Origin of the sequence: Chitinophaga sp., from assembly GCF_036569125.1 — a bacterium.
GTDB lineage: Bacteria > Bacteroidota > Bacteroidia > Chitinophagales > Chitinophagaceae > Chitinophaga.
The window spans coordinates 1-8,988 of the sequence record NZ_DATCRF010000077.1; the positions used below are offsets into that span (position 1 = coordinate 1).

Below are 8,988 nucleotides of genomic sequence, written 5' to 3' on the forward strand. Positions count from 1 at the left end.
GAAGAAAAGAACGGAGATATTAAGCCCGGTTCTTTGAACAGTGTGCAGATCATGACTAAAGACAGTAAAAGGTTCCCGGACAGTAAAGGCTGGGGATTTGCAAAGTTCAACGGCATAGGGCTTAAACCACAAGGCAGCACACCGCTGTTTAATACCACCTGTTTCAATTGCCATAAAATAGCCAGCGGAAATGATTATGTGTTTAATCTCCCTTTGGAAGAGCAAGCTCCGGGTAAAGCCCCTGCCCGCGCAATATTTGATGCAGGCAGCCTGCAGGTTATAACCTCGTTTGCAAACAGGAAACAGCAAACCATGTCTGTTCTCTATGGGAACGCAGCTGCTAAGAAAAGTGCCCTGTTCGCATATAACACACACGTCCCCGGCGAAGTATTTAAGCTGGTGGTGTATAAGCAGGCAAACAATAAATACTGGTACGGCAGTTATATAAATGGTGCGGTTGAAAGTGTTGAAACGGTTGCCAGTACTCAATCGGAGGCTCCCTTTACCTACCGGCTGGATCAGGGTGCTGCACCTGCCGATAGTGCTGGCTATAAAATGAGCGCAGCTAACAGGATCGCCTATATATTTTCTCACAGGCCCTCTGTTTTCCCATGATCCCTTTCCGTGCGAATGCGAAAAGTATTAATAACTTTGTGAATAGTGGGGGAGAATCAATGCCTTATCACAACCAGACCGATTTACTGCAAATGAAAAGATCCGGCCTTAAAATATCTCATGCTACTATTTGGATCAGCTCCATTGTTCTTGGGCTTTTATCCTCTGTGCCACAAATTGCCGAACGGCATTTTAATACAGCAGAAGCAGCCGTGAATGCAGGTTTAACAGCCACCTTTGCCCTGCTGATGTGGTACTTCAATATTTTTATGATGTCGCGCCGGCCCAATATGGCCCGGAAGCAAAGCATCTCCTATTCAAAACTTTTAAGCAGCCTGTTATTTGGCCTGGTGGTGATGTTTGGGCTTGCCTGGATCCAGCAGCTGATCCTGGCCCATATCAATTTTGGCCCGGTAATGCTGATGGTGGAAGTGCGGGGTATTTTGATCAACCTGGTATTTTATATGTTCCTGCACCTGCTGCAGCAGAACTATGAGAACCAGCACGTGAGCATGGAGCTGGAGCGTATAAAGAACGATCATCTCAGCGCCCAGTACGAGCTGTTGAAACAGCAGGTAAACCCTCACTTCCTGTTTAACAGCCTGAATACCTTAAAGGCAATGGTGGAAAGCGGCGACCAGGAATCGGTAGACTTTATTCTCAAGCTCTCCAATTTTTACCGCTTCACACTGGAAAGCCGCAAGCTGGATCTGATCCATGTGCATGAAGAGATGGATATCCTCAACGCTTACCTCTTTTTGCAGAAAGCGCGGTTCGATGACGGGTTCACTTTTGAAAGTACACTCAGCAAACAGGCGCTGGGCACGCTTATTCCTCCCTTCACGCTGCAGCTGCTGGTTGAAAATTGTATCAAACATAATATTGTTTCCCTGGAAAAGCCGCTGCATATCAGGATCTATGAAGAGCAGGACAAGATCGTGGTCGAAAACCAGATCCAGCAGAAAAAAGGGGAGGATAATTCATTGGGTGTAGGTTTGAAAAATATAGACCTGCGCTATAGCCATTTGCTTGACAGGCACATTGAGATTATCAACGACCAAAAGGTTTTCCGGATAAAACTGCCACTTATTTATGAACATAATCATCATTGAAGACGAGCTGAAAACAGCTAAGTCGCTGGAGAATATTATACTGGGACTGAAGCCCGATGCTAAAATAGCCGGTCCGTACCAAAGCGTGGAAAGTGCTGTGAAGGCACTGTCAGAAGGCCCAATGCCGGACCTGATCTTTATGGATATTCAGCTGGCCGATGGCCTTTGTTTTGAGATCTTCAAATCAGTGAAGGTTACCTGCCCGGTGGTATTTTGTACGGCTTACGACGAATATTCCCTGGAAGCGTTTAAAAATAACGGGGTTGATTATGTGCTGAAACCCTTTTCCAAACAGGATATCCAGGAGGCCCTGAAAAAGGTGGATGAGCTAAAGAACTTTTTTCAGCAAAAGACCCTGCCGGACCTGGGCGATCTGCTCTCAAAGCTGGCAGCGCCCAGCGGGAAAACCAGCTTTCTTATTTTTCAGAACCAGAAGTATAAAACGGTGAACGTTGAAGATATTGCCTTCTTCTATGTACGCCACGATGCTACCTGGATCATGTGTTTTGATAAGCAGCAGTATACTATTAACCAGTCGCTTGACCAGGTAACAAATGCAGTTTCTGCAAAACAGTTCTTCCGCCTTAACCGGCAGTACCTGGTGAGTTTTAAGGCCATCAAAGAGGTGGAGCCTTATTTTCTGCGCAAGCTGTATGTGAAGCTGGTGATTGAAACGCCGGATAAGCTGCTTGTAAATAAAGAAAAGTCGCATAGCTTCCTTACCTGGATGGAGGAGCGCTAGGTATTCCCGCTCCGTTATTCCGGGTTGGGGGCCGTATATGTCTGGCCGGAGGCTTTTTCACTTACTGATGGCGCAAACACGCAATACTTTTGAATTAAAATAAAATTCAAAGGAAATGAAAACAGTAAAATTGTCAGCAATATGCACCGCAATGGTGTGTACGTTATTAACCGCAGCAGCCTTTACCCCGGGTACCGTTTCAAAGAAACAGGATCATTCCGCCAAAGGCAATGGCTTTGCCGTGCTGGAGCTGTTCACATCAGAAGGCTGTTCCAGCTGCCCGCCCGCTGAAGAGCTTTTAGCCCGTATCCAAAAGGAAGCCGGCAATAAGCCCATCTATGTTTTAGCTTATCACGTGGATTATTGGAACCGTCTTGGCTGGAAAGATATCTTCAGCAGCCCTGAATATTCAAAACGGCAATACCAGTATAGCCAGCAGCTGCCTGCCCAGGTATACACGCCGCAGCTGGTTGTTAACGGCAGCTCAGAGTACATAGGATCAGATGAAACAGCAGTGAGCAATGCCATAGAAGCCGCGCTGAACGGCGCTGGCGGAGCATCCCTGAATATAACAGGGCAGCTGCAGTCCGGGAAGCTGGATCTCAATTACCAGGTTACGGGCAACACCGGCAAAAGCCAGCTGCTGGTAGCGGTGGTGCAAAAGCATGCTGTTAGTGACGTTAAAAGAGGGGAGAACAAAGGACGCACCCTTTCCCATGTACAGATTGTGCGGGACCTTCAGGTGTTTAATATAAAATCCGGCCGCCAGGGCGCAGAACAAATTAGCCTGCCCACCGGCTTTAATAAAGAAGAATGGGAATGCATCAGCATGATCCAAAACCCGGCAACAGGCGCAATCGAAGCAGCCGCAAGGGTTGCTATATAATACTACCTCATTAGGTAACGCAGGAAAACCATCTTCATTTCTTAGATACAAATCAATAATTAAATGACAACGAGAAACATTTTGAACAGCCTTAAAAAGGTTGTAATGGCTGCCTTATTGGTAATGGCGCAACTTTTAACCACTTTCAAAAGCGGGAATGCACAAAATACGCCTGTTAAGAACATCGTACTGGTACACGGCGCATTTGCCGACGGCTCCGGATGGAAGGGGGTATATGATATTCTAACGAAAAAAGGATACCATGTAAGCATTGTACAAAACCCTTTGACCTCGCTTAAAGATGATGTGAATGCTGCCAACAGTGTGATCAACGCGCAGGATGGTCCGGTGATCCTGGTCGGGCACTCCTGGGGTGGCGCCGTAATTACAGCGGCAGGGGTAAATCCTAAAGTAGCCGGTTTAGTATATGTTGCCGCCTTTGCGCCGGACCAGGGTGAAACGGCCGGTAAATGGGTTGCTGCCGCTCCACAAGCCCCTGAGGCAGGCTTTACCAAACCGGATCAATTCGGGTTTGTATACTTTGATCCTGCAAAATTCCACGGTGGTTTTGCCGGTGATCTCAGCAAAGCTCAAAGTGATTTTCTCTGCGCTTCACAGGTGCCTATCATAGGCCATTGCTTTGAAGAGCCGGTGGAGCAGGCAGCCTGGAAAACCAAGCCAAGCTATGGTATTGTTGCCACGGAAGACAAGGCGCTGGATCCCGGAACAGAACGTACAATGTACAAACGGGCCAATGCAAAGATCACTGAGATCAAAGGCAGCCATGTGATCTTTATTTCACAGCCGGAAGCAGTTGCCAGGGTAATTATGGCTGCAGCTGAGAATAAATAGGATCGCTTAGAATTCTCCGGAAGCGTTTGCGCAGGATCTGCGTAAACGCTTTTCTGTTTTGGATCATGGCCCAATGGTCAATAGATAAATACGGCTTATAACTGGAAATGCTTACAGGTAAAAACAGAAAGGCCGCCTCAAATTTGAGACGGCCTCCTGCATTTATAAAAGATGTTAAGTGAAGAATTTTATAGTTCAAGCTCAGCGCGCGGGGAAAATTGCGCATGTAAACCGGGGTAAACTTTTCTAAACATGGTATAAGTTACCGTTACCATAATAAAGGCAATAATAGCATCAAGGGTTGCCGGCAGACCAAGCACACTCAGTTTGGAAGCAAAGGCAAACAGGATATCGAAAAATATTCCTGCAAACACCCACTCTTTTAACCTGAGCAATTTACCGGGAATTAAAAGAACGGCAACCCCGGATAGTTTGGCAATGCCCAGTGTATAAATAAAATGCGGCGGATAACCTAATTGCTGTGTGATGCCCCAGACAATCGGGTTGCCGGTGATCTCAAAAAATCCGCTTGCTCCAAACCACATAGAGGTTAGTACGGTGCCTGTCCAGTAGATTATTGTAGCTGTTTTCTGTGTCATAAGTTTAAAGTTTTATTTGGTTAATGACACAAAATTGCTGCAGGACCGTTGAACAAGCCAGTCAATTTGCCCTGAAGCAGACAAATTGAAATGCCGGTTAGACAATACAGGTTGCAAGCCTTGGGAAGATCCGGTGTATATTATATCCTCCGTTTTTTCCTTAAATTACAAACCTGGAAAATTGAAGCGTGAGATCATTGTACATTTTTTAAAGCCCAACTTTGTTATTATACCCATGACCAGATCAACATTACTGCCGCTCCTGTTTTCTTTGCTCACAGTCCCCTGTTTTGCTCAAAACCATGAAGAACTGGCCCAAAAGGCGCAGGATGCTTATAACAGGAAGGACTATGCGAACAGCGCAACACTCTTTAGCCAGGCCATTAAAAAAGGCGGCCTTGATGCAAACAATTATTACAATGCTGCCTGCTCCTATGCGCTGGCAGGGGATAAGGAGAATGCTTTTAAGTTCCTGGACCAGGCTATCAGGAACGGCTATGTGAATACAGCCCATTTGAAAGAAGATTCAGACCTGGATCCACTGCATGCAGATCAGCGCTGGCCGCAAATGGTGGCAAATAGTGAATCCACGGGTAACCGGCTCAAAAGGTTCTGGGATGGCCCTGCATTAAAAACTCCTTATAAACCGGACCTCACAACAAACGAAAAGGTCGCAGGCCTGTCAAAGCTATGGTCGGAGGCGAAATTCAGCTTTGTTAATTTTGACCTGGTGCCGGAGCTGGACTGGGATTCCCTTTACATGGCTTACCTGCCAAAGGTAACTGCCACTAAAAGCACTGCGGAATATTACACCCTTTTAACCGCTATGGTAGCACAGCTGCACGATGGCCACAGCAATGTGAACGGGCCCGGAGAGCTGAGTAATACTTTGTATGCAAGACCTGCTTTCAGAACACGGCTGGTGGAAGATAAAGTTGTGGTAGTAACCATATGGGACAATGACCTACGCAAGCAGGGCCTTAAAGAAGGTGCAGAGCTGCTGGAGATCAAAGGCATGCCCGTTAAGGAGTATGCTGAAAAATATGTAAGGCCCTATCAAAGCGCTTCTACCTCGCAGGATCTTGATACCCGTACCTATGAGTATGCCCTGTTTTGCGGCCCGCTGGATTCTGTAGTGAATACGGTGTTTGCCGACGAAAAAGGGAAGCGTTTTAATTTTCCTGTAAAACGGATCCCCGTAGCAGAAAACGGTAAGTACACAAGACCTGCATATCAGCTCAGCTGGCTGAAAGACAGCATTGCCCTGGTGGCATTGAACACCTTTGCTTCCGATGAAGCAGCCCAGTCATTTCTGAAAGACTTTGATGTAATATCGAAAGCATCTGCAATTATTTTTGATGTGCGCAACAATGGAGGCGGCAGCAGTGATGTAGGTTATGAGGTGCTGAGATGCCTTACCCGTGACACCATTGCAACCAGCAGCTGGTATACCCGCGACTATCGCCCCGCTTACAGGGCCTGGGGTAACAGCGAGGGGCGGTATGGTTACGGTAGTGGCGGTGTTACACCTAATGAAAAGTATTGCTACACCAAACCCGTAGTAGTGCTCACCAGCCCCCGGACATTTTCCGCTGCAGAAGATTTTGCCGTGGCCTTTGATGCCATGCACCGCGGATTGATCGTTGGTGAACCAACAGGTGGGAGCACCGGGCAGCCCATGTTCTTCTCTTTGCCGGGAGGCGGCAATGCAAGGGTTTGTGCAAAGCATGATACGTACCCCGATGGAAAGGAGTTTGTAGGAGTAGGCATTCAGCCGGGTATGGTTGTGAAGCCAACGCTTGGTGATCTTAGAAAAGGGAAGGATACGGTGTTGGAAGCCGCGATAGCGGAGCTTAGGAAAAAGAGTAAGTAAAAAAACCGCTTTTCCCATTGGGAGCAGTGGTAGTACCCAGATATTAATTAAATGAGTGCCGGAACTCCAGCGGCGAGAGGTTCGTTTTGGCTTTGAATAGTTTGCTGAATGATTGCAGGTGCTCGAATCCCAGTTCATAAGCGATCTCGCTTATGGAAAGGTTCGTGGTTGAAAGTTTTTCTTTCGCCAGCTCTATTAGCTTGTTGTGCAAATGCTGTTGTGTGCTTTGGCCGGTTAAGGATTTAAGCAGGCTGCTCAGGTAGCCCGGTGAAATATTTAAAGTTTCAGCGATGAGCGTAACGCTTGGCAGGCCCTTGCTGGCCAATGCTCCGCTGTTGAAGTACTCCGATAAGAAATCTTCCAGGCGTGTCAGCAGCTCGTGGCTGGCCACCTTTCTGGTGATGAACTGGCGTTGGTAGAACCTTTCCGAATAGGTTAAAAGGAGCTCCAGCTGGGCAATTATAACGTTCTGACTAAAGTGATCAATGTTCGCATTGTACTCCTGCTCTATCTGGCTGGCAATGGCCGTGAGCACGCCCTCCTCCTTATCTGAAAGATAAAGTGCTTCATATACTGAATAGCTGAAGAACTCGTATTGTTTGATGTTCTTTGCCAGCGGCGTATTCCACAGAAGATCCGGGTGGACCAGGATCATCCAGCCTTCGGGGCGTTTTGCCTCACTTATATTCACCGGCAGATCAATACCGAATAGCTGTCCGGGCGCCATGAAGAACAATACACCTTCGTCGAAGTCGCTTGCCTGCTGTCCATACTTATACCTGGTATGATGCGCTTTTTTTAGCGAGATCGAATAAAAGTCGAAGATCATGCTGAACGGGGTCTGGGCCATGGGTACCTGAACATCATCCAGATGAACAACGCTGATCAAAGGGTGCGCAGGGTTTGGCAACCCTGCGGCCCGGTGATATTCTGTTATCGTTTTGAAACGAAAAAGTTGAGAGCTGCTCATCGGCATAAAGTTAATTACTTATAATCTTTCGCAAATTCTTTGGCAAAATCGGCCAGTTTAATCTTACCCATTTGCGGTTGGTTCCGGTGAAAGTTCTCCAAAGCTTTACCGCTATGCATGGCGGCCTGCATTTCTACGAGTGTAGCCGCCAATTTTTCCGGCACTTTGGCCATCTTCAAACCGCGCAGCATTGCCTTGTCTGATAGCAGTATCCATTTTAGCCAGGGTTTACCTACAGCGGCGCCTATGATCTTTGCGGCCTCGTTACAGGTCATTTCCTCGCTGCCTACATAACGGATCATTTTCTTTTCAGGATGTAATAAGAGTTCCTCCGCAACAGCATCCGCAATATCTTTCGGCGATACGAAAACGATCCGGTCCTCTCCGCCATAATTTCCCATCAGCAGGCCGGTCTTGCCGGTGATTAAAGCCCAAAGCCCCGAATACCGCAGTGTCAGGAGCTTACCTATCAGGCCTTTGCCTTTGATCAGGTCCATGGACTGGTAGAAATTGGTATAAAAAACAGCCGGGCGCATGATAGTAAGCGAGGTTTTCAGATCATCAAAAACCTCCTCTACATTTTCACTCTGGGTGAGGTCGGCCGCCCAGCCACTCAGCAGCACTACGCGCTTAGTGCCCGCCTGTTTTAAAGCCTGTACATAGTTCTGTGCCATCCGTCGTAGATAACCGCCCAGGTCAGGCTCCGTAAAGCTCAGAGGGATCATAGCGTAAACGGCATCTGCATCTTTGAACGTGTCCGTTAAAAATTTAACATCAGAGATGGAGCCAATGACAGGTGTGGCTCCCAGGGCTTCAATAGCCGCCTCTTTCTTCTGATCGCTGCTCACTACTGTTACCTGGTGCCCCCGGGCAACCAGCATTTCAGTCAATGGTTTGCTAATGTTCCCTAAGGAACCGGTTACAATAATTTTTTTCATCGCCTTATTTGGTATAAATGCCATTATCAATATCTGAAAGCAGCGTTGAATGCGTAGGGCGCCAGCTCAAACGTTCCTGTGTTAATTTGCTGGATGCCGGGCAGTCGATGGCGGCCATCTGTGAGAACCAGCCAAAATGTTCAGCAGCAGCTTCAGGCGCTATGGATCTTACCGGGATATCTAGTTGCCTGCCGATGGCTTCAGCGATAGACCTGACAGTAATTGCTTCTTCTGCAGCGGCATGATAGCGGGCGCCCGGTTCAGCATTTTCTAAGGCCAGGCGGAATAAATGGGCCGCATCCAGCCGGTGCACTGCATTCCATCGGTTAAGCCCATCGCCAATATAAGCGGAAAAGCCTTTTTGCCGGGCGGTATTAACCAGGATGGGAACAAATCCATGT

Annotated in this window: 9 protein-coding genes and 1 pseudogene; 6 read left to right on the plus strand and 4 right to left on the minus strand. The window is 47.6% G+C overall.

Features of this window, described 5'->3' with window-relative positions; translation table 11 throughout:
* The 5 genes from VIM87_RS02750 to VIM87_RS02770 all read left to right on the plus strand — a co-directional run.
* Positions 1-615, plus strand: a 615-nt coding sequence (locus VIM87_RS02750; protein ID WP_331995487.1) for a cytochrome P460 family protein, incomplete at its 5' end; no start/stop codon positions are given.
* A 167-nt stretch (positions 616-782) separates the two neighbouring features.
* A complete protein-coding gene (locus tag VIM87_RS02755; RefSeq protein WP_331995488.1) occupies positions 783-1,727 on the plus strand; it encodes a sensor histidine kinase in 945 nt (314 codons plus the stop codon).
* Positions 1,708-2,469: a LytTR family DNA-binding domain-containing protein gene (locus VIM87_RS02760; protein ID WP_331995489.1), complete on the plus strand. Its 762-nt coding sequence runs from the start codon at positions 1,708-1,710 to the stop codon at positions 2,467-2,469. Before VIM87_RS02755 ends, VIM87_RS02760 begins: the two co-directional genes overlap by 20 nt.
* Positions 2,470-2,584: 115 nt before the next feature.
* Entirely contained in the window at positions 2,585-3,355 is a 771-nt protein-coding gene (locus tag VIM87_RS02765; RefSeq protein WP_331995490.1) for a DUF1223 domain-containing protein, read from the plus strand.
* A gap of 63 nt (positions 3,356-3,418) precedes the next feature.
* Positions 3,419-4,207 carry an alpha/beta hydrolase gene (locus VIM87_RS02770; protein WP_331995491.1) on the plus strand — a complete coding sequence of 263 codons (789 nt, stop codon included), beginning with the start codon at positions 3,419-3,421 and terminating at the stop codon, positions 4,205-4,207.
* 188 nt (positions 4,208-4,395) lie between these two features.
* Here VIM87_RS02770 and VIM87_RS02775 read toward each other — a convergent pair whose 3' ends face one another.
* Positions 4,396-4,806, minus strand: a complete 411-nt coding sequence (locus VIM87_RS02775) for a DoxX family protein (protein ID WP_331995492.1) — start codon at positions 4,804-4,806, stop codon at positions 4,396-4,398.
* A 235-nt stretch (positions 4,807-5,041) separates the two neighbouring features.
* Here VIM87_RS02775 and VIM87_RS02780 point away from each other — a divergent pair, with 235 nt between their 5' ends.
* Positions 5,042-6,679 (plus strand): S41 family peptidase, encoded by a 1,638-nt coding sequence (locus VIM87_RS02780; RefSeq protein WP_331995493.1) that lies wholly within the window; start codon positions 5,042-5,044, stop codon positions 6,677-6,679.
* A 43-nt stretch (positions 6,680-6,722) separates the two neighbouring features.
* On the opposite strand, the gene VIM87_RS02785 is transcribed toward VIM87_RS02780, so the two are convergent.
* The 3 genes and pseudogenes from VIM87_RS02785 to VIM87_RS02795 all read right to left on the minus strand — a co-directional run.
* Entirely contained in the window at positions 6,723-7,649 is a 927-nt protein-coding gene (locus VIM87_RS02785; RefSeq protein ID WP_331995494.1) for a helix-turn-helix transcriptional regulator, read from the minus strand.
* A 14-nt stretch (positions 7,650-7,663) separates the two neighbouring features.
* Positions 7,664-8,587: an NAD(P)H-binding protein gene (locus VIM87_RS02790; RefSeq protein ID WP_331995495.1), complete on the minus strand. Its 924-nt coding sequence runs from the start codon at positions 8,585-8,587 to the stop codon at positions 7,664-7,666.
* Between the two features lie 4 nt (positions 8,588-8,591).
* A pseudogene (locus VIM87_RS02795) lies at positions 8,592-8,988 on the minus strand (3-beta hydroxysteroid dehydrogenase); the annotation flags it as partial.